Source organism: Thermoactinospora rubra (assembly GCF_002093975.1).
Lineage (GTDB): Bacteria > Actinomycetota > Actinomycetes > Streptosporangiales > Streptosporangiaceae > Nonomuraea > Nonomuraea rubra_A.
In genome coordinates, this window is the sequence record NZ_MSZZ01000059.1 from 43,332 (window position 1) to 67,735 (window position 24,404).

Below are 24,404 nucleotides of genomic sequence, written 5' to 3' on the forward strand. Positions count from 1 at the left end.
ATGCAAGCTATCAATAATTTGTCAATGGCTAATCATATCTAGCGATTTCGGTTAGGGTTCGCGGAAGCGAAGACGTGATCTGCCGGAAACCTTCGCGTTCACACCCCCCGAGGTCACCATGAAGATCAGACGCTGGCTCGCCTCCCTCACCGCCGCGACGGCCCTGCTGTCAGGCGGGGCGGTCCCCGCGGCCGCCGCCCCCGCCGGCCCGCCGCCCCGGCCGCCCGCCGGGCCACCGCCCGACACGACGCTCACCACCCACACCTACGCCTACGCCCCCGCCCCGGTGGGGCAGCCGCTCAAGGGGTTCGCCCCCTACCTGTTCCCGGGCGACAACTACGACGCCAAGTACCCGGGCGGCCTCATGTGGACCTACTTCGCGCTCAACGAGGTCATGAAAGACCCCGCCGACTGCAACGCCTTCGACTGGACGCTCTTCGAAAGGGCCCTCGACGAGGCCGCCGTGTGGGGACGCCAGGTGGCCTTCCGCTTCTACGTCGAGTACCCGGGCGGCTCGGGCTCCCACCCCGGCAACGGCATCCCGCCCTGCCTCAACGGCAAGGCGGCCCTGCGCACCAACGGCTTCTGGGGCACGGTCAGCCCCGACTACGACGACCCCGACGTCATCGCCGCGTTCGTCAACTTCATCAACGCCTTCGCCGCCCGCTACGACAAGGCGGGACCGGCAGGCACGGCCGACCCCCGGATCGGCTTCATGTCCCTGGGCCTGGTCGGGCTGTGGGGCGAGTGGCACACCTGGCCCTATGACCGCGACCTCGCCGACGGCTACCCCGACCTGATGCCGGCCGACGCCACCATCCGCACCCTCATCAACGCCTACGACGCCGCCTTCGACAACATCCAGCTCGAGGTCCGCTACCCCGGCCTGGCCGGTACCCAGACCGCGAACATCGGCTTCCACGACGACTCCTGGCCCTACAAGGAGTGGCGCGGCGGCCAGCTCAAGAGCATGACGCTGCCCAGGTCCATGAACGGCTGGGACGACGCGTTCACCCAGATCATGCTGGACAACGGCACCGAGAACCGCTGGACCACCCACTCGATCGGCGGGGAGGCCAGACCGGAGATCCAGGGCACGCTGTACGCCAACTACCCGGGCGGCGGCGGCCAGGTCGACGACGTGCTCGCCGCCACGGAACTCACCCACATCAGCTGGATGATCAACCAGACCGGAGCGGGCGGCTACAGCGTCACCGACCCGAAGGTCGCCGCGGGCGTCCGCAAGATGGGCTACAACCTGCACATCCCGCAGGCCAACTTCAACTCCGGCGCCGGAGGCACGTTCAAGGTCGGCGTCACCGTCCAGAACGACGGGGTGGCCCCCTTCTACTACCCGTGGAGGTTCGTCCTGGGCCTGCGTAATTCCAGCGGGACCGTGGTCAAGACCTGGGACACCGACTGGGACATCCGCACCGTCCAGCCGCTCAAGATCCGCGCCTTCCCCGACTGGAACGTCGGCCCGGACCCGACCTACCTCGACTACGGCCGGCCGGTGAACTTCTCGGCGACCCTCAACGCCGCGGGCGTGCCCGCCGGGACCTACCAGCTGGTCCTGCGGGTGCGCAACCCGCTGGAGGCCATCACCCAGCAAGTGCTGCGCAACCGCCCGGCGTCCGTACGGCTCAGCGACTGGGTCATCGACCGGTGGCGCCCGGCCTATCCGCTGTCGTTCGCCAACGCCAACCAGGGCGCCGACGGCTGGGTCAACCTCGGCCCGGTCAGCACCACGGGCACCTGCGGCGGCGACTGCACGGCGCCCACCGCGCCCACGCTCACCTCGACGGGCAAGACCGCCACCTCGGTGTCGCTGTCGTGGAGCGGCGCCACCGACAACGTCGGGGTCACCGGCTACGAGGTCTACCGGGGCGCCACGAGGGTCGCCACCCCCACCGGCACCTCCTACACCGACGAGGGCCTGACCCCGTCCACCGCCTACAGCTACACGGTCAAGGCCAGGGACGCCGCGGGCAACCTGTCGCCGTCGAGCAACACGGTCACCGTCTCCACCGATGCCTCCTCGGGAGGCAGCGGCCTGGTGCTGGACAACTTCGACGGCAACCCGGCCTACCCCTCCGGCGCGCAGAACGACCTGGGCAAGTGGACCGGCGGCAACTGCTTCCTGGACGGCGGCGGCTCCGGAGTGGTCACCGGTGGGGCGTTGAGCCTGCGCTATGACAACTGCGGCTGGTTCGGCAGCGACGTCGGCGTGGATCTGTCCGCCAAGACCCACCTGGTCATCCGCGTCAAGGGCGCGTCGGGTGGTGAGCAGGCCCACTTCAACCTGGGCCTGGGCGGCACCACCAAGGTCTTCGGCGACTACATCCTGGACGGCGGCGCGCGGCCGGCCATCACCACCGCCTACCGGGACATCAGGATCCCGATGGCCGCCAACGGCATCAGCCGCAACTCCCCCGGCCAGCTCGCCATGGGCTTCTGGTACGGCGGAGCCTCCACCATCACCATCGACGAGATCCGCTTCGAGTAGGGAACGTCCACGAGATGCCGAACACGTCAAGAGCCATGCCGGCCGAAGTCCGCCGCGAGCGTGTCCTGGCGGCAGAGAACAGGTTCGCCCGGGCCGGCGACCTCGGCACGATGTTCGGCATCTCAAGGCCGATGATCCTGAGCATGGCGTGAGGACGGGGTGCCCAACTCCGGTCCGGTGTCCCGCGTCTAACCCGGCATGGAGGCGCGTATCGGCGACTACGAGCTGGCCGGACGGCTGGGCTCGGGCGGGCAGGGCGTCGTGTACGACGCCTACGACCCCGAGGGCCGCCGTGTGGCGGTCAAGGTGCTCCATCCGGGCGGAAGCCGCGAGCGCTTCGCCAAGGAGGCGGCCGCGGTGGCGCGAGTGGCTTCGTTCTGCACGGCGAAGGTCCTGGCCGTCGAGCTGGCCGGCGGGCAGCCGTACATCGTCAGCGAATACGTCGCCGGTCCGAGCCTGCGCCGCGCCGTCCGTGACGGGCGCCGGTTCGGGGGTGATGACCTGCACCGGCTCGGCACCGCCGTCGCCACCGCGCTGACGGCCATCCATGACGCCGGCGTCGTCCACCGCGATCTCAAGCCCGACAACGTGCTGCTCGGCCCCGACGGCCCCCGGGTGATCGACTTCGGCATCGCCACAGTCGCCGGCATGTCGCTCACCGGCACCGGCCACATCGTCGGAACTCCCGGATACATGGCGCCCGAGGTGTTCACCGGGCAACGGGCCGACCCCGCGGCGGACATCTTCGCCTGGGGCGCGGTCATGATTTTCGCCGCCACCGGCGAGGACCCCTTCACCGGCGAGAACGCCAACGCCGTCGCCCACCGGGTGCTGACCGCCCGCCCCGACACGAGCCGGCTGCCTGCCCCGATCCGGCCTCTGGTCGAGGCGGCCCTGGCCAAGGACCCCGAGGCCCGGCCCACGGCGCGCGACCTGCTGCTGGCACTGGTGACCGGGGGCTCGGCCGACACCGCCGAGCTGATGACCGCCGGTGCACGCGCGGCCCGGGGCGTCCAGGTGGCCGGCCACGCCGACCCGTCACTGGGCACCCTGGCCGAGGACGCCTACACCAGCCTGCCTCCGGCCGAGCGCGTGCACGTCGCCGAGGTCTTCCTGCGTCTGGTGGCCCTGGGCGACCAGGGCGCGGCCGTCGGCGAACTCGGCCCGGGAGCCGAGCCGATCCTGCGGGCCTTCCGCTACCTGCTGACCGAGAATGACGGGCGGATCGTGCTGGCCCGGGCGGCGCTCGTACGGGCCTGGCCGCGGCTTCGCGAGTGGGTGGCGGCCGAGCGCGAGGGGCTGACGGTGCTGGCGGAGATCAGCGCGGCCGCACGCGCCTGGGACGACCATGGCCGGCGGGACGGCGACCTGCTTCGCGGCAGCCGCTTGGACAAAGCGCTCAGCTGGGCGGCCACAGGCCGGATCCACGCCACGCTGACCCCGCGTGAGCGCGACTTCCTCCAGGCCGCCGCCGGCCTGACACGACGGCAGACGCGCCGCCGGCACATGACGATCGCGTTCCTGGCCAGTCTCCTCGCCGTCGCGACGGCCGCCGCGGGCGCCGCGGCCTGGCAGGCGGGCCTGGCCCGGGAGCAGCGCGACCTGGCCGGCGGCAGGCAGGTCGCCGCCGAGGCTGAACGGCTGCGCACCACCGATCCCGTCCAGGCGATGCTGCTGAACGTCGCCGCCTGGCGGCTCGCGCCCGGGCCCGGGACCAAAGCCGGGCTCGTGAACGCGTTGCAGGCGCCGGAGCGGTCGGTGTTCCGCCTCCCGGCGGCCGCGGGAGTGGGCGCCGTCGCGGCCGGCGGGAACGGGCGGATCATGGCCGGCGTCGACGAGCAGGGAGCGCGACTGTACGACGTGCCGTCCGGCCGTACGTCCGCCGCGTGGACGTGGCCGGCAGGACAGCGCCAGACCCCGAAGGCGGCGGCGCTCAGCCCCAGCGGCCGAATCCTCGTCGTGGCGTCGCAGGCTGACCGGATCACGGCATGGGAGGCCGGGACGGGCCGGAAGCTGGGCGAGCGGCCCCTCGGCGCGGGCGGTGAGGAGCCGCTCGTGCGGTTCGGCGACCACGAGTCGCTGGTGGCGATCGGCCGCGGCACCAGCGTCCACTTCCTGTGGGACACCCTCGCCGGCCGGACCGTCACCCTCACCACGTCCGATTCCAGCTTCCACGCTCCGAACGGCCCGCTCATCTCCGCCGACGGCGCCCACGTCGCCGCCACTCACCTCAACGAGCTGAAACTGCTGCGCCTGCCCGGCCTGACCGTCGAGGACCGGGCGCCGAAGACGTGCTCGGCCGCCGCTTTCACCCCCGACGGCGGGCGCCTGCTGTGCGCCAACGGCGACATCACCTCCTACGACCTGGCATCCGACCGCCGGACCGAAGGGCCGTTCTGGCAAGCCTCGGCATCCGAGCAGATGAATACGGCGACCGGCGGGCTCCGGTCGGCCGGCACGGTCGTGGCCGGATACACCGGTGACACGATCACCGTGTGGACTGCTCGCCGCCGCCTGCTGGAACACAGGATCGACGGTCAGGCGCAGGCCGTGTGGCTGGAGCCGGACGGCACCGCCCTGCGCTACCTGCGTGACGACACCATCGTCACGCTCGACCTGCGCCCCAGGATTCCGCTGTCGCGGCCGGCTGGTCCGCTGGAGCGGGCGGCCGGCCGCCGACTCCAGGTGGGCGTCACCCCTTCCGGCGAGGCCGTCGAAGGGCGCGACACCTCATCAGGCCGGCTCCGGTGGATCTACCCGCGTCCGGACGGCTGGGCATTCGAGGGACAGGCGTTCACCCCCGACGGCAGGGTCTACGTGGCCGGCCTGGTGTCGGACGACCCCGCGCGGCCCGCCCAGCGCCTGGTCCAGCTCGACACGGCCACCGGCAAGGTGGTCAGCGACCGGCGGCTGGCCGGCGGCTTGGGCAGGTTCGCCGTCGCCTCGGACGGCACCACCCTGGTGTCGCAGACCGGAACGTTCCTCGACCTGCGCACCGGCAAGCCGATCCGGCCCGGTGTCACCGTGGCCGGCCACGCGGTGGTCGCCGCCAGTCCGGCCACGCCCGTCATCGCGGTCAGTGGCAGCTGGGGCGGGATCACCCTGTGGGACCTCCGGCGGCGCGTTCCCCTGGCCCCTTCACTGCGGCAGGGCACCGACGTCAGCACCGACCTGATCGTCTTCAGCCCCGATGGCGCCCTGGTCGCCGCGCACGGCCAACGGTTCGACGGCGGCGTCGTCCACGTGTGGGACACCGCCACGAAGACACCGCTCGCCGTGGTGCCCGTGGACGACATCGTGGAGGATATGGCGTTCACCCCGGACGGCACCCTGCTGGCCGCCGGTCGGCGCACGACTTTCGAAGTGCCGACGAACGGGGACCGCCTGGCACAGGCGGTGTGCCGGCGGGCCGCCCGTGCCCTCACCGTCGCCGAGTGGGAACGCCACCTGCCGGGTGTGCCCTACCGGCACGTGTGCTGAACCCATGTGTCATCTACAGCCGACTCGGTGTGCCGCGCCTACAGGTCCGCCGGTCAACTCGCCGACTGCGGTCTGCTCGGCGTCGATGCGGGCCTGGCAGCTGGTTTCGGCCGCCTGGCGAACGGCGGCGTCGGCTTTCCTCACCGAGCATCAGGGCGAGCTGGAAGCGGCTCCGCGCGCCGGCGGCGGCACTGGGGTATCCGTCGGCCAGGAGCTCGATGACGGCCTCTCGCGGGCGGTCAGCGGTCCCGGGGTGGGCGTGGCCGACGCCCAGGAATGTTCGAACAGGGCCGGCAGCCCGGCGACCGGGACGGGCGAGTGCACCTCGAGGTAGTCCCCCTCGGGATCTTCGGGGTCGAGGGCCGGCCACCAGATACCGCAGCAGTGATATGAGTAGCCCTTTTGGCTGACACGGCCATATGTGCACCACACCACCCGGACGACTCTCCACGACGCGCCACTATGTCCCACCGGGAGAGCTTCCAAGGCTCATTTCCTGCAAATATGCAGCGGGGCAGCCGTCGGAACACCTTGCAGAAATAAGTACGCGCCACACCAGAGAGGGTGCACCGGGAACCGTCTTCCACTCCCCTGCGGATAACCGTCTGGCAGCCACGAGCCTGCCGACGTCACCGCACCCCAACGATGACGCATGGAAACCTCAAGGCCAGGGAGGGTACACCCAAGTCACAGTGAACCCTTCCCCGGTGGCGATGTAGGTGATGTCGCCGACCCGCTGACCCGGGCGGGCCCTACTCCCGGTGTCGTAGCGCGGCCGGCCGTTGATCCCGGTGCAGTAGCGCAGATGACTCCGCTTGAGGGACGCCCCCGAACAGTGACCGGACGACGATTGCGGTCATGAGGATCCCGGCCGGGACATCCATGGGGTCGGGTTGCACCGGCCTGCCGCGGGTCGCGGGTGCTCCTGTCCGCCGGCGTGACGCGGCGGCAGCACACCGAACTCCGTGCAGCCCTGCGCCGTCGGCTGGCCTGGTGAGCGGGATGTCCGACAGCACGGGGGAAGCCCCCGTCACACACATTGATCATGAGAGGACGATCGTCGTGAAGATCCGACTGGTGACATGCGCAAGCATGGCCGTGTTGAGCGTCGGTGCGGGCATGGTGACGGCGGTTCCCGCGCCTCAAGCGACGGAGCTTGTGCTGGCCGGCAGCACAAGCCGGTTGACCGGGGTTGATCCTGCGGAGCTGGAGTCCGCCCTGGACGGTGTCCACCGCGCGGGGATCCCGGGCGTGTACGCCGAGGTGCGCGATGCCGGCCGGGTATGGCGCGGCGCTTCCGGGGTCGCCGACCTCACGACCGGCCGTCCCGTCAAGCCCGGCATGCGGCAGCGCGTCGGCAGCATCACCAAGACCTTCACCGCCGTCGCGATCATGCAGCAGGTCGAGAAGGGCCGGATCCGGCTGGATGCGCCGATTGGCCGCTATCTGCCGCAGCTGGTGCCGGGCGAACGCGGCAAGAAGATCACTGTTCGGATGCTGCTCAACCACACCAGCGGCATCGCCGACTACCTTTTCTCCGCGTTCCCGTCCCTCCAGAAGTTCCCTTCCCTGCCGGATGTGTCGGCCAAGAGCCTGGACGACAACCGGTTCAGGCGATTCCGCCCGGCTGAGCTGATCAAGATGGGGCTCGCGGCGCCCGCGGTCGGCAAGCCCGGAGACTCGCCGGGAGCGTACTCCAACACCAATTACCTGCTTCTCGGCCAGCTCCTGGAGCGGGTGACCGGCACCACCGCCGAGAAGTACATCACGCAGAACGTCATCAAGCGCGCCGGGCTCCGGCACACCGGGTTTCCGGCCGGGCCGCGCATCAAGGGACCGCACCCGCGGATGTATGAGGCGTTGCACGGCCTGATCGACCCGCCGCGCGACTACAGCGTCTATGACATGTCCTGGGTGGGGACAGGGGCCTCTCTGGTATCGACCATGGAGGATCTCAACCGCTTCTACGCCAGGCTGCTTGACGGCAAGATCGTCAAGCGATCATCGCTGGCGCAGATGCAGCGCACGGTCCCGGTCCACAGCCTCATGGGCAAGAAGATCAGCTATGGCCTCGGCTTGCATGAGGTCAAGATCCCAGGTTGCGGCACCTTCTGGGGCCACGACGGCACGGTCTGGGGGGCCGAAACGCTGTCTTTGACCCGCGCCGACGGCAGGCGGCAGATGTCGGTCGCGATGAACCTCGTGCGGTGGAACAAGCTGGACTCCTCGGGCAAGCCGCAGCACCACCCCATCGACGACGCGCTGTCGGCCTTCTACCGGCAGGCGCTGTGCGGTGACGCAAACACCCAGGGCAAGAACGCCTCCGGCGCAGAGGATTGAGGTGCGTTGACCAACACGTGATCGCCCAGTGCGAGATCATAAGCGCTGACGTCGTCAGCACGGTCGTCCACGGCCGCATCTCCGCCCCTGACCGAATGGATAGATGAAGATGACGAGCACGACACCGCGCTGGACCGGGCTGACCATCGACTGCGCCGATCCAGACCGGCTGGCGCAGTTCTGGAGCCAACTGCTGCACCGACCGCGCAGCACGGAGATGGCCGGTGAGGGGTGGGCCTCGGTCGGCTCCCGCCACGACGGCGTTCCCCGCTTGACGTTCCAGCGAGTCCCCGAGCCCAAGCTCGGAAAGGTGCGCCTGCACCTGGATGTCACCGTCCCCGACCTCGATGCGGCGCGCTCGGAGATCGAGCGACTCGGCGGGCGCTGGACAGGTGAGCGACACGACTACGACGAAGGCTCGGTCCTGACCATGCAGGACCCCGAGGGAAACGAGTTCTGCATCGTGTCCTACCGCGAGTGGCAACACGACCTGCATTGAAAGAAGCTGCCGGGCTATTACTGCGAGAACTCCGCCGCCTTGTGGGCCCACTGCCCCTTTTCATCCGTGGCTGAGCTCGTAGTTCTGCAGGACGGCGATGGCCTTGCCAACTGTCCGGCGTTGTGCGGGCAGCAGCGGAGGTTGCGGAGGACGCGCCAGGACTTGGGCTGGGCGTTGGCGCGTTCGCCGGAGCCGCGGAGGCGGGCGTGGGCGCGGTTGGCCCGCCTCTGCGATGTGGGCTTGTTCCTGCCCCTGTACGGCGTGACGATCGGTCCTTCCGCGCCTGGTAGCCCTTGTGGCCAGGGTGAGGATGCCGGCCCGGTCCAGTGCGCGCAGGATGCCCCAGATGCGGGCGGCAGTCAGGCCGTGGCTCTTGCCCGGCAGGCTGCCCGGGGTCCAGATGATGGTGCCGTCTGGTGAGGTGATGACCTGGATGTTCATGCCGTGGCAGCAGTGTTTGCCGGAGAAGAAGGGCCGGTCGGCGCGTACGCGGTCGGTGCGGATGAGCATGCCGTCCAGCCCCAGGTAGTGCAGCCCGTCCCGGATGGCCTTGCGCGAGGCCTGGTCGAGCTTGGGGGCGCGGAGCGGGGCGACGGTCTCCCCCACCTACCGCCAGGCGGTGGCCACCGATACCCCGAATCCGGCGGCCAGTTCGGTGAAGGTCTCGCCTTTGCGCAGGTAGACCAGGACCAGCAGGGCCTGCTGGCCGGGGTTGAGGCGCCGCCACAGCGAGCCGATCGTCTTGCGGTGCCGCCGGATGATTCCGGTGACGTAGTTCAGCGTTGCACGCGACACATCGACCGCGGCGCGGTAGAACAGCATCCGAGCCCCTGGTGTTGGCGGATGGATTGTGGTGATCAACCCGCCCACTAGGGGTTTCTCTACGTCGTCAGGCAACGGCCACGTCACGATCATGATGTGACCTGCAAGCCTCCGACGGAGGATGAAAAGACATCAGTGCTCGGCATATACGGCATCTCAACGCCAACCTATTGCGGGCATTCGATCCATCGGCCGAGTGACTGCGCTCTCCGGTGAATGCGGCGACTGGCAGATGGCACAACACGGAGGCGGTTCGGCGCTCTTGCCGACGCGAAACCACAGGCGCCATTACAGGCTGCCGCCACGAAGCAGGCAACGATAGTCGGCATTACAGCGCGATCGGCGGGAGATCCAGAACGGAGCAGGCATGACTTGCCGACTCCATGGACGTGGTCGGCGGTCTTCGCGCCAGCGCCCCGCGGGCGTGTGGCCTAACCTGTCAACCCTTTGCCCCAACAGCTGGGACCATAAATCGGACAATGGTACGATGGTAGGATGGTAACAGTTGAGAGAACGCAGACGGGCTTGCGGATCGAGAAAAGCCTGCTCAAGGTCCTTAAAGGCTTGGCCGAATATTTGGACATGTCCTTGGGCGACCTGGTCGAAGGTATCGCCTTGCACGCCTTCGAGGGCAAGACGCCTTTCTCAGAGGAAACTCTCGAGAAGATACAACAACTAAGAGCGGTGTACGGGCTAACCCTCACTAGCGCCGACGCCCACCGGCTGACGGAGTTGAAAAGGCAGGACGGTAGCTGAACCTAGCGGAATAATCGATGATTCTTCGGCTTAGATCGGCAGAACCGCAGGCCGCCTGAGCCCACTTCACGCGAAGCCGCTTCGCGTGATCGCAATATTGAGAATATGATGATCAAGCGAGCTCGCCCTCTTACCGAAGTGTACGGCACAGCCGATAAGAGCATCACCAACCAGCACAAGCCGGAAGGGGTGGGCTCGAACGGCGCCTCCACAGCGCCCGCACGACCCCATGGATTCTGGAGGCTCGGTATGTTCGCCGCATCCGACGTGACGATCCCGGAACCGCCTCTAGGCGGCGTGCCGGCCATGCCGGATGGAAAAGAACGGTGATGAAGGCACGAGCCCTGGTGGCGGCAGTCCTTGGCGTCATGGTGGCCGCCATTGCGGGTTGCGGCCTCGTGGGCAGAGCGGGCGGCGAGCCGTACGGCCAGGCGCCGGGCGGTCAACCGTCACCTCCGGACCCCAGGATTCCCCAGGCGAGGCAGACGGCGCCCACCACTCCCACCGCCCGCATGGAACCCAGCGACCTGATGTCCGCCCGCGCCGCAGCGGAGCTGGGCATCGAGCGTTCCGCCGGACAGGCCCGCCGGATCGGCAGCGCGCGTACCTGCCTGGCGCGGCCCGGTGGACACCTACCTGCTCGACATCGTCATCTATGACGAATACGGCATCAAAGCCCTTCCGCCAACGCTGCACATCGAGAAGGTGAAACGTGTGGGCGGGCGTCCCACCGTCATGATCCGAGGACAACGTCCCGGCATCTGCGTGTTCATCATGGACATCACGCCGGCCTCGCGAGTGGAGGCAGGCGTCACGGCGGGGGCCGACACCCGTCGAGCGTGTGGGCTTTCCCGCAAGATGGCGGACTTGGCCGCTCCGGAACTCCCCCAGGCTGACCCCCGGCAGGCCCCTCCCACGACCAGGACTGGCCAAGTCACCTCATGAAGCGCTGCGCGGTGACTGTCGGCGGCCATCAGCGGCCGCATGTCCGATTTCTGCAAGACCTCCTGCGGTGTGACCTCGGAGGATGAACGGCATGAGAGTGGGAATCGGGCTGCCGGCGGCTGTGCCGGAGACGGATATGACGCTGTTGGGCCGCTGGGCCGTCGAGGCCGAGAGCGCGGGGTTCGAGTCGGTCGGTGTCATCGATCGTCTGGTCTACGACAACCTCGATCCGCTGACCGCGCTGGCCGCGGCGGCGGTGTGCACCAGCCGGGTGGAGCTGGTGACCACGGTGGTGAACGTGTGCTGGCGAGGCAATGCGGCCCTGCTGGCCAAGCAACTGTCGTCGGTCAACCGCCTCTCGGGCGGGCGCTTGACCGCCGGCTTGGGCATGGGCGGCTGGCCTGCGGACTATGCGGCCAGCGGAGTACCGCTGACCGGCCGGGGAGCGTTGTTCGAGAGCATGCTCGCCATCATGGAACGATGCTGGCGGCACAGGCAGGACCAGCCGAGGATCGTGCTGGCGGGCATGGTCCCGAAGTCGTTCGCCCGAGCCGCGACGGCCATGAGCCAGGGCTGGGTGGCGCCGCTGTTCGACCTTCCCCTCCTACACGAGGGCAGAGCGGCTGTGGAGCGAGCCTGGGCCGAGGCCGGACGCCACGGCCGGCCCCGGATCGTGACCGGACGCTACTTCAGCCTGGGCCCGAACGCGGACGAGGTCGCCGATGACTACATCCGCCACTACTACGGGCCGGACTACTTCGACCCCGCCCGTGCCGACACGCTGACCAGCGCCGATCAGATCCGCACAGAGCTGCTACGGCTGTCGGAAGCCGGCTGCACCGACGTCCTGTTGTTCCCGTGCGCCGGCGATCTGGAACAGGTCGGCATGCTGGCCGAGGTTCTGCATGACCCCGGATCAGCGTCCGGGACCGACGATGGCCGATTCCTTCAAGACGCCGACCTCGCCGTCTGACCGGAATGAAGGGCCTGGCAGGCACCGGCACACCCGTCAAGCGGCATGGTCATCAGTCGCGCCTGTCGCGCCACCAAGTCGGTCGACCGCTCCCACGCCACATCCGTGCCATCGGCGAGCGTGCCGTGGTCATGCTCCAGACGTGGAAGGCCCCGGCTCGCCTGGGCTGCTGTCCTCGCCGCATGACTGGGATCACCCAGGCCATCCTCGTCCTTCAAGCCATCGAAGACGTCCGCCACTCGGGATGAAAATCGCTCACTGAAAGCGGGACGCCTGTGCAAGGCCATCGCCGTCCTGCATAACGACGAGGTCACCCATGGATGAAAAAGGCTCACTGCAGCCTTGCGCCGGGCGCAGCCGTACACCGCTGAGGCCCAGCCGTACACGAACAGAAGGCTACGGACGCCCCAGAGCCCGGTAGTGCCAGCCGGCGGCGACCGGTCGCCGGGCGCGAACCATCCGGGGGCGTCCAGGTGGAACCGCTGCGCGGCGGACGACGGCGCGTCGCGCAACGCGGGCGACAAGGCGGCCGACGCCTTCAGCCGGGCCGTCGCCGCCGCCTCGGCCAGGCCCATCTCGCGCAGCGACGTCTCGGGCACCCCCGACAGGAACAGCGCCTCCGCCTCCGCCCGGTCCAGCCCGGTCAGCCGGGTGCGGTAGCCGTCGAGCAGGCGGTAGCCGCCCCGCGTCCGCGGTCCGCGTGGACCGGGACGCCCGCCTCCGACAGGGCCAGGACGTCGCGGTGGATCGTGCGTTCGGAGATCTCGAGCTCGCGTGCCAGCTCGGCGGCGGTCATCCCGCCCCGCGCCTGCAAGAGCAGGATCAAGGAAACCAGTCGTGAAGCACGCATCAAACATCGGGATTGTACTTTCTGGCAGGCGAGTCCACGCTCGTCGCTCCTGGCCCAGATCGCGCCTTCGGCGTCCAGGCAGATGCCGTCGCCATCGATCTCCGACCACATACGCCGGTTCGTCGGCGTGCCGTCCTCGCCGGGGGCTTGCCGTACGGCGTCGATCACGACGGGCGGATGCGGCGGATCCGCGCGGTCATCAGCCACGACGAGCTGGGGCGGCCGGGCCCTGTGACGGACGCCTGGGCGGTCGTCCGCGGGCGAACCACGCCGGTCGCCTCCCGGGCTGACCGGAGGCGTTGGGGACCTTTAGAGCGGCAATCCGAGTCCAGAAGTCGACCGGATCGGCCATGCCGCCATCACCGCATGAGGCCGGGACGAAGCCGCAAGCTCTTGGCCACCTTCGGACCCGAGGGTCTGGCCAGTTGAGCGGCCGTTTGGTCCTCCGACTGCCCTGTTTGAGCAGGCCACGCGACGCAGGACGGAGAAGATCGCGTGTGCTTCGGTTGACGCGCCGCCCGGGCAGAACGAAGATCGCCCAGCATGGGATGGAACACTTCCGCGCTGTTCGTCCGTGGCCGGTCGATTGCCGAGGTCGTCGGCGCTCTGTCGGACGATTCCGATTACGCGCCGAGTGGCGAGCGGTTGAGCGCCGACCACGCATGGAGTCACAGTCCTGGTCAACGCCTGTATCTGGCCGTAGAGAACGGCTGGTGCCAGGTGTGGGACACGGACCAGCGAATCGTGACCGACATCGACCGGCGACTCGAATCCGGCGCGCTCACGACGCTCAAAGGCACTCGAGCCCTGGCGGTCCTGTTCTCCAGCGTCTCGAGCATCTACGGGCTATGGCTCTACGACGACGGCACGCTGGTCCGGAGCAGCGTCTTTCACAACGGCGAGCCCGTGGTGGATGTCGGCACGCCGCTGCCGGTGGAATCCCAGGTCGAGATGCCGTCGTGGGGTCCCGATGAGGACTTCCTGTGGGCAGTGATCAACGAGGTGACAGGGCTGACCGCCGATATCGATCAGCTCTTCGAGGTGTACGAGCTCGTGAGGCGCTGACGCCAAAGGAACATCCACCTGATCGGGCGAGCGTAGGAACCCCTCTCGATGCAGTACGTGCCGTGTGAGCGGGCCGTCGTCCGGATCGCCGGCAGGCCGGTGCCGGGCAGGCCGAGGATCGTCCAGAACAGCGCCGGACGGCCCAGCTCGTCGGCCTCGACGACGATCCACGAAGCATGGTCCCTCTGATCCATGGCGTTCGGCGAGGAGGCGGTACGGCGGGCGCTGCCGAAGGCCCGGCAGCGCCGCAGCCGAGGCGTGCGGCTGCGCACGATGGCGCCCCTCGGCTCCCTCGTCCCGGACGTGAACCCCGAGGACATCGCCGCGCTCGACGGCGAGCACCGGCGGCTGGCCGCCCCGCCCACCGAGCTTGACATCGTGGACCGGAGGACCACCCTGCCGGCCCTCGACCCCGCGGACCCCGAGGGAGACTACCTCGAGGTGCACTCGCCCGTCCCGGTCGCCGGGCTGCCGGCCTTGTTCGAACATTCCTGGGCGTCGGCCGCCGCGAGCCTGAGCGACACGCCGGCCACCAGCAGCGCCCAAGACGGCACCCCAGACGGCCATCGCCCGCCCGAGCGGAGGGGGCACGGGCTCGCCCCACCCTGCCACCCGCAGCACCGGCTCGAAGCTGCCCGCCGTCACTTAAAAGGCTTCTGAGTACGCGACCCAGGCGCGCCAACCCGCGCTGCCATCGAATGCCTGCGCGCCGATTGAAGGCGTCCTGAAGGCGGCGGCTATTAGACACGTCCGCAATGGGTGAAATCGCCCTTGCCGAAAGCCCGTAGGAAGGGAGCGTGGACACGGCGAAGGTGGCCGAGGAGTTGGACCTGACGCTGGGCGAGCTGGAATACCAGCTGCCGGCCGCCAGTGAGGGAGCACAGCGAGGCACATGCGTGAACCGATGGATCTCTTGCAGGTAACCGACGACGGCGCCGTCTCCCCGCGGGGCGGTGCCGGACACGCTGCCCGCATGACATCGCTGACCGCACGACCGGCGCACCGACCGGGGCGCACCTTGCCGGGATCGGTGGCTCATCAAGTCTGGACCGAGCTCCGGCTCGACGGCGCGGCGCCCGTCTCGGTCTCGCTCGTGCCGCATCTCAGCATCCTGTCCATGCTCACGGACGCCGTCGGCGGGCGGCGCCGGGGACTGCCCGCCCACCTCCGCCGCCACGTCCAGTGCGCGGTCAGCCTCGAGACCCTCGACGTCGTGCGGCCCCTCACCGCGCCCGGGTACTCCGTGGCGCCCGACAGCGTGGTCCCCCTGCCCCCGACCCGGGACAGCACGCTCGAGGAGCAGGTCCACTGGCTGCGCGACGCCTCGCCGGACGAGCTGGCCGAGGACTTGGAGCAGGCCTTCGGCGGGGAGCAGCCGCCCGCGCACTGGTGGCCCTATCTGCGGCGTCCCAAGCGCTGGCTGCGCGGGTACGCCACGGCCCTGTCCGAGGTGTGGCAGGTGGCCGCGCCCCTGTGGCGGCGGGCTCACGCCTCGCTGGACCGGGAGATCGCCAGGGTGGGTGCCGCGGCGGTCCGCGGCGGGCTGCCCGCCCTGCTCGGGTCGTTGTCGCCGAAGGTATGGCTGGACGGCGACGTGCTGCGCATCGCCGACCAGCAGGCCGGACAGTTCGAGCTGGGTGGGCGGCGTATCGTGCTGGTCCCCATGCTGGCCGGCAGGGATGCGTTCATCTGCAGCCTCGACCAGCCCGACCACGTCTGGCTGGCCTATCCCCTCGCCGGCGGGCACGGGCTGTGGTCCCCTCGCGCCGGCGGCGAGGACGACCTGGAGATGGTCCTCGGGTCGATGCGCGCGACCATCCTGCGCCTGCTCGACCGGCCGATGTCGATGGGCCAGCTGGCCGGGCGGCTGCACACCGTGCCGAGCGCCGTCACCTACCAGTGTGACCGGCTGGTCGCGGGCGACCTGGTCGTCCGCGAGCGGCACGGCCGCGAGGTGCGGGTCCGCCGTACGGCACGCGGCGACGCCCTGCTGTCACTCTTCGACTAACTTCGACTAAGCGGCATTCCAGAAGTTTCGCTGGTAACCCGCGGGCAGCCAGGGGCCGGTCCGCGGGGCGGCAGCGGCCGGCAGCCGGTCCGGTGAGCGGGCGCGGAAGAAGGCGTGGATCTGTCGCAGCCGGCCTGGCCGGCTGACCGCGGTGTTGGCGATGAACGCCTTCAGCGCGGCCCAGATGCGCTCCACCGGGTTGTCGTGCGGACTGTAGCCTGCCCCGTACAACACCTCCACCCGCGGGTGGTCGTGCAGGTAGCGGGCCACCGCCCGGGCGTGGCGGATGCTGTCGTTGTCGACGATCACCACGATGGCCGGGGCGGCGGCCCGCAGTTGCTCCAGTAGCGCCAGGAAGTCGGCCGTGCACCGGCGGCCCAGCCGACATACCCACGTTCCCCGGCGGTCTCACACCGGTTACGCGCAGAACTTCTGGATAGGCGCTTGGTGTCGCCGAGCACGTGCGACAGGTGAGGAGCGGCGCCCGACGGCGCCACTCCTCACGCACATGCGGGTCAGGACCAGAAGTAGAGCATCCAGCGACCGCCCCCCAGCGAGCACTTGTACTGGTTGCCGAACAGGCTCCGCCCGTCAGAGTGGCACCTGCTTCGCGAGGCGTCAGACCCGTCCGGGTAGACGCGGTAGAGTACCCAGCCCATGGGCTGGACGGGGCCCGTGCTCTGCGCGTGCGCGGAGCCCGGGTTCTGCGCGTTTGCGGCTGACGCGGCGACCGTCTGGACGCCGCCCAGCATCGCGGCGGCCACGAGCAGTCCCGCGGCGCGCCTGGCCAAGGTTCGCATCGTCGTCTCCTTCCGTTGGCGATGCGACGATTCGATCAAGCGGCGCCTACAGCGCGCCTTCAGAAGCGCACCACGACCGCTCCCGGCGGAACGGCTCAGGCGTCTTCCGCAGCGGCTGAGGGGTGTTCCCACATGGGGACGGGGCCGCACAGCACGAGAGGGTGCTCGCCCCGTCGCTTCGACGGACGCGAGCACCCTCTCTCTCCCGCTTCCTCCAAGGCGTGGCCAGGACGGAACGTCACCGGCGACCGGCGGCCGTCAGGGCGGGTGTCAGCCCCTGATCTCTCCGCAAGCCCGGCCGACCAGGCTGCCCTTGACGTTGCCGTTGTACCTCCAGCCTTCGGCGCACACCCATGCCCGGTTGGGCAGGTCACGGTAGACCTCCTGGAGGAGACCCTCGCCGTGGGCCCAATGATCGATGGCCGACCACTTGTCCAGGCCGCCCCCGTAGATGTGCAGCCTGCCGTAGAACGAGCTTCCCCACGTCAGGCTCGCCCTGACGGTGTTGACCCTGAGCCCGCTTCCGTCGATGTTGACGCAGATCATTCCGTTGCACCCGCGCATGCCGGCGTTGGCCGGCGCGGCGGTGGCGGAGGCGATCGTGGTCGCGGCGAGCGTGGCGAGGCTGAGGGTCATCAGCTTGCGCAGGTGGTTCTTTATCAACTTGGCGTTCTTTCCGTTTGGTGATGTACGGCTTGGCCAGAGACCATGAGGAGTGTTGACCACAGCGCCTACAGAACGCCTTCACTCAGCCCTTCGGCTCAAGCCAGGAGCTCGAGCAGCGCGGCGCCCTTGTCGGTGAGGCTGATCCACACCTGGTGGCCCCGCCGCTCGCGCCGCAGGAGGCCTGCCGCGACGAGCTGCCGGCAGTGGTAGGTGGTCGTGGCCGGCGATCGGGACAGCAGGGCGGCGAGCTCGCTCATCGTGCGTGGCGTCTGGACCAGCCGCACGATGTCGGCGCGGGTCTCGCCCAGTGCCTGGGCGAGGGCGCCGCCTCGCGGCGGGCGCCGGCCGGGCTCATTCCAGGCCTGGCCGAGCCCGGGTACGGGGTAGCCCACCCACACCAGCCCCGGCTGGTCGAAGCTGAACAGGCACGCCCTGTCTCCGGAGATGACCGGCACGAACGCCAGCCGCCTGCCGGACAACTCGAACCGCTTGCCGTGCGGGTCGGGGAGCTGCAGCAGGCCGTCGGCGTAGCGGTGCCGGCCGCTGAGGCCGCCCAGCACGGCCTCCAAAGATCCGGTGACCGCCGCAATGCCGACCCGCTCGTTCTCCCTGCGCAGCAATGGCTCGGCGCGCCGCCAGGCCGGCTCGAACTCCTGCCACAGCAGCCGCATGAGGCGGGCGTACCGGCCGATCCACCAGCGGGGCCGGTTGACCACCGGACGCCATGGCGCGGGCAGATCCGTGCCGAACTCGGCGGCCAGCTCCGCCAGCAGAACGTCGGCGTCCAGGTCGGCCAGCGCGTCGAGGAAGGTTCGCGCTTCGATCCCGGCTGCGGGCTCTATGAACGGCATGGAGGCCGTGGGGCTCAAGCAGTCCGGCACGACGGGGGCCCGCGCGTCGAACAGGGGGGCCAGCAGGTCGCCGCCCGCGTCGGCGACGAGCTGGCTGACCGTGCGCCGCCAGCGGGCCGGCACCCCGTGCGGGCGGCCTCCGATGCTGTCGGCCAGCAGGGACAGCAGCGTCGCGCCGGGATGCTGCACCACGCGGACCCGGACCTCGTCCGGCGGGCCGAGGTCGAGTTCGGAGAATCCCGGCATGCTCGGGTGATCCCCAGCGGAGCCGGGAGGCGCCTCGGCACGGGACGGGCCGGGGCCGCCTTCCGGCGCTGCGCGCTCCGCGTGCCGGTCACCGCTGGTGAGGATGGCGTGGTGTAACCGGCGGAGCTCGCCGCCGGGAGCGATGCCGAGCTCCTCGCACAGATGGTGGGCCACGGTCCGGTAGGCGGTCAGCGCCTCGGCCCGGCGGCCGCCGCGGTGCAACGCGGTCATGAGCTGGGCCCAGTACCGCTCCCGCAGCGGGTGCTGGGCGGTCAGGGAGCGCAGCTCGGCGATGAGTGCGCCCTGCCGCCCGGCACGCAGCTCGAGGTCTATCCGCCGCTCGAGTGCGGTGTGGTACTGCTCTTCCAGCACGGGAACATCCACCTGGTGCAGGACGTCGGAGGCGACGTCGTCGCAGACGGGGCCGCGCCACAGCCCGGTGGCCTCGCGCAGCAGCAGGCTTTCCCGCTCGGCGTCGCCGGCCCGGCCCGCCAGCGTGAGCAGGCGCTGAAAGGCGAGCATGTCGAGCCGTTCCGGCTCCAGGGCGGCGAGGTAGCCGCCGCCGTGGCTGCGGATGGTCTGCTCGCCGTCGCCCAGCCACTGGCGCAGCCGTACCACATACGTCTGCACCACCCTGCGCGGATCCCGGGGCAGGTCGTCACCCCACAGCCGCTGGGCCAGCTGGTCGATGGAAACCACCTGATTGGCGCGCAGGAGCAGGCTCGCCAGGAGCACGCGGTTCTTGGCGCCCGGCACGGGGCGCCGCGCCATGCCCTCCGGCTCGACGGCGAGCGGCCCCAGGACGAGGAACCTCACCGCCCGATCACTCCTGAGCAGGGAGCCGGAGCCCCGCGGCCGACCCGGCCGGGCGGCGCTCCTGCGCGTCGTTCTCCACCGGGCGCAGTGGCCACCGCCGCGCCGCCGCCGAAACGGGGCCGGTATCCCGTCTTCATCCCACCTCGTGTGTGCATCATGGGGTCCCTGTCCTTCGCTCGCGATCGTGACTGGCATCCGCTGCGCGGCCTGCTCTTCGCCCGACGAGCCTGATCGGCTCTGCCCGCTCGTCGTGAGAAAGCGTGTGGGGGGTGACGCGCGGGGTCGCTCGATCTGCGAGCGCGCCGCATCGAGCCCGGGGACGGTGACGTCCAGGCGCAGTCGTACCTTCCCGAGCTTGGGCTCGGGAACGCGCTGGAACGTCGAGCGGGGAACGTCGTCATGGCGCGAGCCGTTGTCGATCAGCTCGCGGCGGTCAGGGAAACTCAGGACGAAGCGGGCCATGGGGGACGATCTTCCGGCGTTCGTCGCCGTGCGGAACGCGATGATCTTCTCGTCGGAAGCGCGGTCCCAGTCGATGGCGGGCCGGAGGCGCATGCCCGGCGAGGCGCGCCCCGGCCGGTGCGCCGGTCCTTCGGTCGGCGATGTCATGAGGGCAGGTGTCCGACACCGCAGCCGCCGTCTTGGACGAATGTTCAGGCGGCGTGCGCCCGGGACCGCTCCTTCCCGCTGGGCGGGCCCCGCCATGGCGATGACCCCGCACAGGCAGAGCATGCAGAGCATGACGATGCGCGACCTCATGGCCGGCCGAGCAAGGCTGGGCCCGGCGGACACGACCGTGCCGGCGGGAGCACATCCGCACGCGGCCGGACCAGCGGCCTGAGGCATCCATCAGCTCGACGTCGTGGTGGTCTTCGACCCAGTCGTCTCCGACGAACAGCAAAAACGTCTCCTGTCTCGGATATCGATCATGATTGGCTCGCTCCCAGGTCGGGAGGACTTCACCCGTGTAAGGGTCGAGGTAGCCGACGTTGAACCCGATACCATACCGTACAGTATGGTATGGTCCCAGCAAGGAGGACATCATGGCAGGGAAGCGGCAGTGGCTGGAAGCGGGACTACGGGTGCTGTCCGACGAGGGCGTCCCCGGGCTCACGATCGAGCGACTCGCCGGACTGCTCGGCCTGACCAAGGGCTCCTTCTACCACCACTTCAAGAGCATGGCGCGCTACAAGACCGAACTCCTGGAGCACTTCGCCGCCGAGCACACCCACCGCTACATCACCGCCGCCGAGAGCGCCGGCACCACCGCCCGGGCCAGGCTCGACCGCCTGCTCGCCCTTGTCCTGGAAGACGAAGACCCGGGACTGGAGCCCGCCATCAGGGCCTGGGCACTGCAGGATGACGAGGTCCGCGCGATGCAGGCGCAGGTGGACGAGCTGCGCCTTGACTACCTGCGGCGGCTCTGGGGGGAAGTGGGCGGCGAAGCCGATAGCGCGGCCATGGCCAGCCTGCTCTACCTGGTGTTTGTCGGGTCGCAACACGTGATCCCGCCTGTCCCTGCCGCCGAGTTGAGAGATATCTATGATCTTGCCCTGCGCCTGGCGCCGGGCGAGGGGAGTGACCGTCCATGACCACGCTCGCTCGCTGGGTTCCCCGGCTGATCATCGCGACCGCCCTGCTGCACTTCGTCTGGGCGTTCGCGCAACCGCACGACTGGGTCGGCATCGCCGGCGACGGCTTCTTCATGACCAATGTCGACGTCGCCGCTCCCCACTACTTCGCGCGCGAGGCAAGTGTGTGGTTCCTGGCCTGCGGGGTGGCACTGCTGGCCATCGGCACCCTGGCCCGATACGCGCTGCGCGCCGCCGGCCGCCTCCCCGCCCAGGTCGGCTGGTACCTGCTCGCGCTCGGCGTGCCGATGTGCGTCATCTACTTCCCGGTGACGGGAAGCTGGGCGCTGGTCGCCATCGGCCTTCTCGCCCTGGCCGCCTCCCGCCGTCCCGTCCGGGCGTCGTGAGCGCCGTCGCATGCCGGGGCGAGCCGCTCAACACGGTTGCGCACCCGATAACTGCTCCTCATGGAGCCGGAGGGCCTCGGCCTCGGTGCTGCGGATCATGTCCCTCACGCCGGTGGCGGCCGCGCGGAGCCACCCTTGGCCCGCGCCGCCGAAGGGCGCTCCGCGGTTCAGCGCAAGGGCCTTGGCGTACACGGCAGCAGCCTCACGAGCACGGCCTTGGGCCGCCAGGTGCCGGGCGAACCGGCGATACCGGTGGAATCTCTGCAGGTCGCTGAATTCATGAGGTGCCGCGAGAAGGTATCCGCCGCCGGCTTGGACGATGAGCTCGTCGCTTCGCAGGTTCAAACGGATTCTCAATCCGGCAATGAAATGATTGAGTAATTGACGGCAGGATTTCGGCGGGTAGTCACCCCAGAGTGCCTCATAGAGGTTTTGACAGCTGACCGGTATGCCTGGAGAAAGGGCCAGTGAGCAGATCACGATGCCGGGGCCTTCGCTTGCCAGAGGCATCGTCCGGCCTTTCACGGTGGCCTCTACCGGGCCCAGAAGATTGAGTGACAGCACTTACGCTTGCCTTGTCTGCGGATGGCAGGTGTTTCGAGCCCATCGATCAGGCGGACGGCGGAAGCCGCCGTGAAGCCGGAGCGATGGCCGCTGCGCAGGTCGAATTTGTAGAGTCGGCCATGGGGTTACCGGGGTGTCGAGCGTGAGTCCAGCCCGGGCCGGGCATCCGATGAACAGGTGAGGTCAGGACTGGAGCTTCGTGCTTGCCTTTGACATCCGGGTCAGTCCAGGCAGGCCGGCGAGTTGACCGGCCGAGTGTACGTTTCAAGTTGCCCCGGCGGCGGCCGCCGAGGCCGTCCCCGCTCCCCCGACGAACGCCGGAGAGGCGACCAGGAGAGCTGGAGTGGCGCATTTCATAGTTATTGATTTCATGGGCCCTCTTTCTCGTTCCCGAGAACTGTCGGACGCCGGAACAGCATTGAGTATCCGGGACGACGGACAGGTAAAGCAATTCTTTTGATGATCCTCGAAGTTCGCCCGGCGGCGTCTCGCGGCCGGCTGCCATTGCCGGCCTCCTCTGAATCGCGCCCCGCAGGAAATCGGCAGCCCGTGACAAGCACCCGGCCGGGTGCCGGGCTTCCGCGGCACGGCCGGAAGACCATGAGGAGTGTCGGGCATGACGCCTGCGGAACGCCTTCGCCGGCTCTGCGACACTTCGACTCAAGCCAAGAGATCGAGAGCCGTGCAACGCGGGCAATGATCGTGATGGTAAGGAAGAGGTCAGGCCATGATCGTGTGCCAGATCCGTGCCGGAACAGGCGAGGAACCACGGCCACTCATGGAGACTCACGGTCAGCCGATCCACCTTGACCTGCACCCCTGGTTCGATGTCGACGACCAAGTGCGTGGGTTCCGATCCACTTCTTGTGACGGCGTCACTCTGCGTGCAGGATCAGGAGACGGAGGAGGTCAGATCCGGCCAGGCTGCGTAGCCCGGCGTCTTCTACCTGCGCCTGCCAGCACAACCCTCGTCTCTTGAGGCGTGGAAACCGCCGTCACCATGCCCGCACCGACGCTCAACACGGCCATGCTTGCGCATGTCACCAGTCGGATCTTCACGACGATCGTCCTCTCATGATCAATGTGTGCGACGGGGACTTCCCCCGTGCTGTCGGACATCCCGCTCACCAGGCCAGCCGACGGCGCAGGGCTGCACCGAGTTCGGTGTGCTGCCGCCGCGCCACGCCGGCGGACAGGAGCACCCGCGACCCGCGGCAGGCCGGTGCAACCCGACCCCATGGATGTCCCGGCCGGGATCCTCATGACCGCAATCGTCGTCCGGTCACTGTTCGGGGGCGTCCCTCAAGCGGAGTCATCTGCGCTACTGCACCGGGATCAACGGCCGGCCGCGCTACGACACCGGGAGTAGGGCCCGCCCGGGTCAGCGGGTCGGCGACATCACCTACATCCCCGCCGGGGAAGGGTTCGCTATGACGAATGCGGGCGGCATCTGGCCGGTACGGCATGCGCAGGTCCGCCGGCGTACGGGTGCCGGGACAATGCCTTGGCCGAGTCGTTCTTTCGGCGCGTTGAAGACCCAGTGGCCCAACGGGATGGTAGTCATCACCCGGGCTGGCCCGACGAGAGGTTGTCACCCGCAGGTCCGCGCCCGGGCCGGCGAGAACGACGTGGGGTTGGTGTTCCCGCCCGCCTACGGCTCGTGGTTGAACAGGATCGAGTCGGAGTCTGCCGCGCTGCGGTACTACACCCTCAACGGCGCCGGCCACCGCACCCACGACGAGCAGAACGCGATGATCGGCGCCTGCCTCCGCCGGCGCAACGCCCGAGCCCGGTGATGCTCACCGCGCCGACGCGTACTTCGTGGATGGAGCTGTCCAGCACCTTGTCGATCTCGCTGGGCGGCAGATCCACGTATTGCCTGGCGAGGGCGAACACCTGGCCCATGCGCACGCCTAGGAAATCACTCGATGTCCGGAAATGACGCCGGTTCTTGTCGACGTCAACGGGCGAGCCATGCGCCCGGAGGGCGGCCACGAAGGACTCGGCGCTCATCTCGGCGGATGTCTGCACAGGGTCAGGCATCACACAACTCCTCTCCGCCCGGTACAGACCGCTGCGGAGGCCGAAACTCACCGCTCCAGCCGGAGGACCCGCACCCGGGCGGTGTCACTCCTCATCACCCGGACCTGGCGCCCCCAGTCGTCCGGTCACCCTGCCTGGGAGTCTGCCGGATGGCCAATGTCAGGAACTTTAGGGGTCTGGCGTTGGCCGTTGGGCG

Annotated in this window: 20 protein-coding genes and 3 pseudogenes; 15 read left to right on the plus strand and 8 right to left on the minus strand. The window is 69.3% G+C overall.

Translation table 11 applies throughout. The features are described from left to right. Positions 1–118: 118 nt before the first annotated feature. From BSB02_RS42650 to BSB02_RS33495, 4 genes are all read left to right on the plus strand, one after another. A complete protein-coding gene (locus tag BSB02_RS42650; RefSeq protein WP_084964995.1) occupies positions 119–2,506 on the plus strand; it encodes a DUF4832 domain-containing protein in 2,388 nt (795 codons plus the stop codon). A 198-nt stretch (positions 2,507–2,704) separates the two neighbouring features. Further along, entirely contained in the window at positions 2,705–5,986 is a 3,282-nt protein-coding gene (locus tag BSB02_RS33480) for a WD40 repeat domain-containing serine/threonine protein kinase (RefSeq protein WP_084964996.1), read from the plus strand. A gap of 1,062 nt (positions 5,987–7,048) precedes the next feature. Next, positions 7,049–8,326 (plus strand): serine hydrolase domain-containing protein, encoded by a 1,278-nt coding sequence (locus BSB02_RS33490; RefSeq protein ID WP_240506884.1) that lies wholly within the window; start codon positions 7,049–7,051, stop codon positions 8,324–8,326. 103 nt (positions 8,327–8,429) lie between these two features. Then, a complete protein-coding gene (locus tag BSB02_RS33495) occupies positions 8,430–8,825 on the plus strand; it encodes a VOC family protein (RefSeq protein ID WP_240506886.1) in 396 nt (131 codons plus the stop codon). Positions 8,826–8,885: 60 nt separating this feature from the next. On the opposite strand, the pseudogene BSB02_RS33500 reads toward BSB02_RS33495, so the two are convergent. Beyond that, positions 8,886–9,647, minus strand: a pseudogene (locus tag BSB02_RS33500) (transposase family protein). 495 nt (positions 9,648–10,142) lie between these two features. On the opposite strand from BSB02_RS33500, the gene BSB02_RS33505 reads away from it, so the two are divergent. The 5 genes from BSB02_RS33505 to BSB02_RS43740 all read left to right on the plus strand — a co-directional run bounded on the left by BSB02_RS33505 (position 10,143) and on the right by BSB02_RS43740 (position 12,981). Next, the gene (locus BSB02_RS33505; protein ID WP_084965000.1) at positions 10,143–10,403 is read left to right on the plus strand and encodes a hypothetical protein; all 261 of its coding nucleotides are present in this window, start codon (positions 10,143–10,145) and stop codon (positions 10,401–10,403) included. Positions 10,404–10,508: 105 nt separating this feature from the next. Then, positions 10,509–10,733: a hypothetical protein gene (locus BSB02_RS40150; RefSeq protein WP_143591495.1), complete on the plus strand. Its 225-nt coding sequence runs from the start codon at positions 10,509–10,511 to the stop codon at positions 10,731–10,733. Positions 10,734–11,027: 294 nt separating this feature from the next. Then, positions 11,028–11,348 carry a hypothetical protein gene (locus BSB02_RS33510; protein WP_084965001.1) on the plus strand — a complete coding sequence of 107 codons (321 nt, stop codon included), beginning with the start codon at positions 11,028–11,030 and terminating at the stop codon, positions 11,346–11,348. A 136-nt stretch (positions 11,349–11,484) separates the two neighbouring features. Next, the gene (locus tag BSB02_RS33515; RefSeq protein WP_158088806.1) at positions 11,485–12,321 is read left to right on the plus strand and encodes an LLM class flavin-dependent oxidoreductase; all 837 of its coding nucleotides are present in this window, start codon (positions 11,485–11,487) and stop codon (positions 12,319–12,321) included. A gap of 420 nt (positions 12,322–12,741) precedes the next feature. Next, on the plus strand, positions 12,742–12,981 hold the full coding sequence (locus BSB02_RS43740; RefSeq protein WP_420855905.1) for a hypothetical protein: 240 nt from the start codon (positions 12,742–12,744) through the stop codon (positions 12,979–12,981). On the opposite strand, the gene BSB02_RS43745 is transcribed toward BSB02_RS43740, so the two are convergent. Then, positions 12,965–13,378 carry a helix-turn-helix transcriptional regulator gene (locus BSB02_RS43745; RefSeq protein ID WP_420855906.1) on the minus strand — a complete coding sequence of 138 codons (414 nt, stop codon included), beginning with the start codon at positions 13,376–13,378 and terminating at the stop codon, positions 12,965–12,967. The genes BSB02_RS43740 and BSB02_RS43745 overlap by 17 nt on opposite strands. A 336-nt stretch (positions 13,379–13,714) precedes the next feature. Here BSB02_RS43745 and BSB02_RS33525 point away from each other — a divergent pair, with 336 nt between their 5' ends. From BSB02_RS33525 to BSB02_RS33540, 3 genes are all read left to right on the plus strand, one after another. Beyond that, positions 13,715–14,236, plus strand: coding sequence for a hypothetical protein (locus BSB02_RS33525; RefSeq protein WP_084965003.1), 522 nt, complete (start codon positions 13,715–13,717; stop codon positions 14,234–14,236). Positions 14,237–14,428: 192 nt separating this feature from the next. Next, on the plus strand, positions 14,429–14,896 hold the full coding sequence (locus tag BSB02_RS33535) for a hypothetical protein (RefSeq protein ID WP_084965005.1): 468 nt from the start codon (positions 14,429–14,431) through the stop codon (positions 14,894–14,896). A gap of 370 nt (positions 14,897–15,266) precedes the next feature. Further along, the gene (locus BSB02_RS33540; protein ID WP_084965006.1) at positions 15,267–16,244 is read left to right on the plus strand and encodes a helix-turn-helix domain-containing protein; all 978 of its coding nucleotides are present in this window, start codon (positions 15,267–15,269) and stop codon (positions 16,242–16,244) included. Positions 16,245–16,250: 6 nt separating this feature from the next. Here the strand turns inward: BSB02_RS33540 and BSB02_RS33545 are convergent. The 4 genes and pseudogenes from BSB02_RS33545 to BSB02_RS33560 all read right to left on the minus strand — a co-directional run. Next, positions 16,251–16,643: pseudogene (locus BSB02_RS33545) on the minus strand (transposase); the annotation flags it as partial. 116 nt (positions 16,644–16,759) lie between these two features. After that, the gene (locus BSB02_RS33550; RefSeq protein ID WP_084965008.1) at positions 16,760–17,044 is read right to left on the minus strand and encodes a hypothetical protein; all 285 of its coding nucleotides are present in this window, start codon (positions 17,042–17,044) and stop codon (positions 16,760–16,762) included. Between the two features lie 270 nt (positions 17,045–17,314). Further along, complete coding sequence (locus tag BSB02_RS33555; RefSeq protein ID WP_143591497.1) at positions 17,315–17,707, minus strand: hypothetical protein; 393 nt, start codon at positions 17,705–17,707, stop codon at positions 17,315–17,317. A 98-nt stretch (positions 17,708–17,805) separates the two neighbouring features. Further along, positions 17,806–19,623: a BTAD domain-containing putative transcriptional regulator gene (locus tag BSB02_RS33560; protein WP_158088807.1), complete on the minus strand. Its 1,818-nt coding sequence runs from the start codon at positions 19,621–19,623 to the stop codon at positions 17,806–17,808. 1,043 nt (positions 19,624–20,666) lie between these two features. On the opposite strand from BSB02_RS33560, the gene BSB02_RS33565 reads away from it, so the two are divergent. After that, positions 20,667–21,215: a TetR/AcrR family transcriptional regulator gene (locus BSB02_RS33565; RefSeq protein ID WP_084965011.1), complete on the plus strand. Its 549-nt coding sequence runs from the start codon at positions 20,667–20,669 to the stop codon at positions 21,213–21,215. Beyond that, complete coding sequence (locus BSB02_RS33570; protein ID WP_084965012.1) at positions 21,212–21,601, plus strand: DUF6463 family protein; 390 nt, start codon at positions 21,212–21,214, stop codon at positions 21,599–21,601. The genes BSB02_RS33565 and BSB02_RS33570 overlap by 4 nt, the downstream gene beginning before the upstream one ends. A 27-nt stretch (positions 21,602–21,628) precedes the next feature. Here BSB02_RS33570 and BSB02_RS40160 read toward each other — a convergent pair whose 3' ends face one another. Further along, positions 21,629–22,165 carry an AfsR/SARP family transcriptional regulator gene (locus tag BSB02_RS40160; protein ID WP_143591499.1) on the minus strand — a complete coding sequence of 179 codons (537 nt, stop codon included), beginning with the start codon at positions 22,163–22,165 and terminating at the stop codon, positions 21,629–21,631. Positions 22,166–23,793: 1,628 nt separating this feature from the next. Here BSB02_RS40160 and BSB02_RS42655 point away from each other — a divergent pair. Beyond that, the gene (locus BSB02_RS42655) at positions 23,794–23,961 is read left to right on the plus strand and encodes a hypothetical protein (protein WP_240506887.1); all 168 of its coding nucleotides are present in this window, start codon (positions 23,794–23,796) and stop codon (positions 23,959–23,961) included. 10 nt (positions 23,962–23,971) lie between these two features. Here BSB02_RS42655 and BSB02_RS43750 read toward each other — a convergent pair. Beyond that, a pseudogene (locus tag BSB02_RS43750) lies at positions 23,972–24,208 on the minus strand (DNA alkylation repair protein); the annotation flags it as partial. Between the last annotated feature and the right edge of the window lie 196 nt (positions 24,209–24,404).

Coding starts and splice junctions, on each gene's coding strand:
- BSB02_RS33480 (WP_084964996.1), top strand. CDS start 2,705: ATGGAGGCGCGTATCGGCGACTACGAGCTGGCCGGACGGCTGGGCTCG.
- BSB02_RS33550 (WP_084965008.1), bottom strand. CDS start 17,044: ATGCGAACCTTGGCCAGGCGCGCCGCGGGACTGCTCGTGGCCGCCGCG.
- BSB02_RS42650 (WP_084964995.1), top strand. CDS start 119: ATGAAGATCAGACGCTGGCTCGCCTCCCTCACCGCCGCGACGGCCCTG.
- BSB02_RS33505 (WP_084965000.1), top strand. CDS start 10,143: ATGGTAACAGTTGAGAGAACGCAGACGGGCTTGCGGATCGAGAAAAGC.
- BSB02_RS33535 (WP_084965005.1), top strand. CDS start 14,429: ATGGCGTTCGGCGAGGAGGCGGTACGGCGGGCGCTGCCGAAGGCCCGG.
- BSB02_RS40150 (WP_143591495.1), top strand. CDS start 10,509: ATGATGATCAAGCGAGCTCGCCCTCTTACCGAAGTGTACGGCACAGCC.
- BSB02_RS33515 (WP_158088806.1), top strand. CDS start 11,485: ATGACGCTGTTGGGCCGCTGGGCCGTCGAGGCCGAGAGCGCGGGGTTC.
- BSB02_RS33525 (WP_084965003.1), top strand. CDS start 13,715: ATGGGATGGAACACTTCCGCGCTGTTCGTCCGTGGCCGGTCGATTGCC.
- BSB02_RS33565 (WP_084965011.1), top strand. CDS start 20,667: ATGGCAGGGAAGCGGCAGTGGCTGGAAGCGGGACTACGGGTGCTGTCC.
- BSB02_RS33570 (WP_084965012.1), top strand. CDS start 21,212: ATGACCACGCTCGCTCGCTGGGTTCCCCGGCTGATCATCGCGACCGCC.
- BSB02_RS33495 (WP_240506886.1), top strand. CDS start 8,430: ATGAAGATGACGAGCACGACACCGCGCTGGACCGGGCTGACCATCGAC.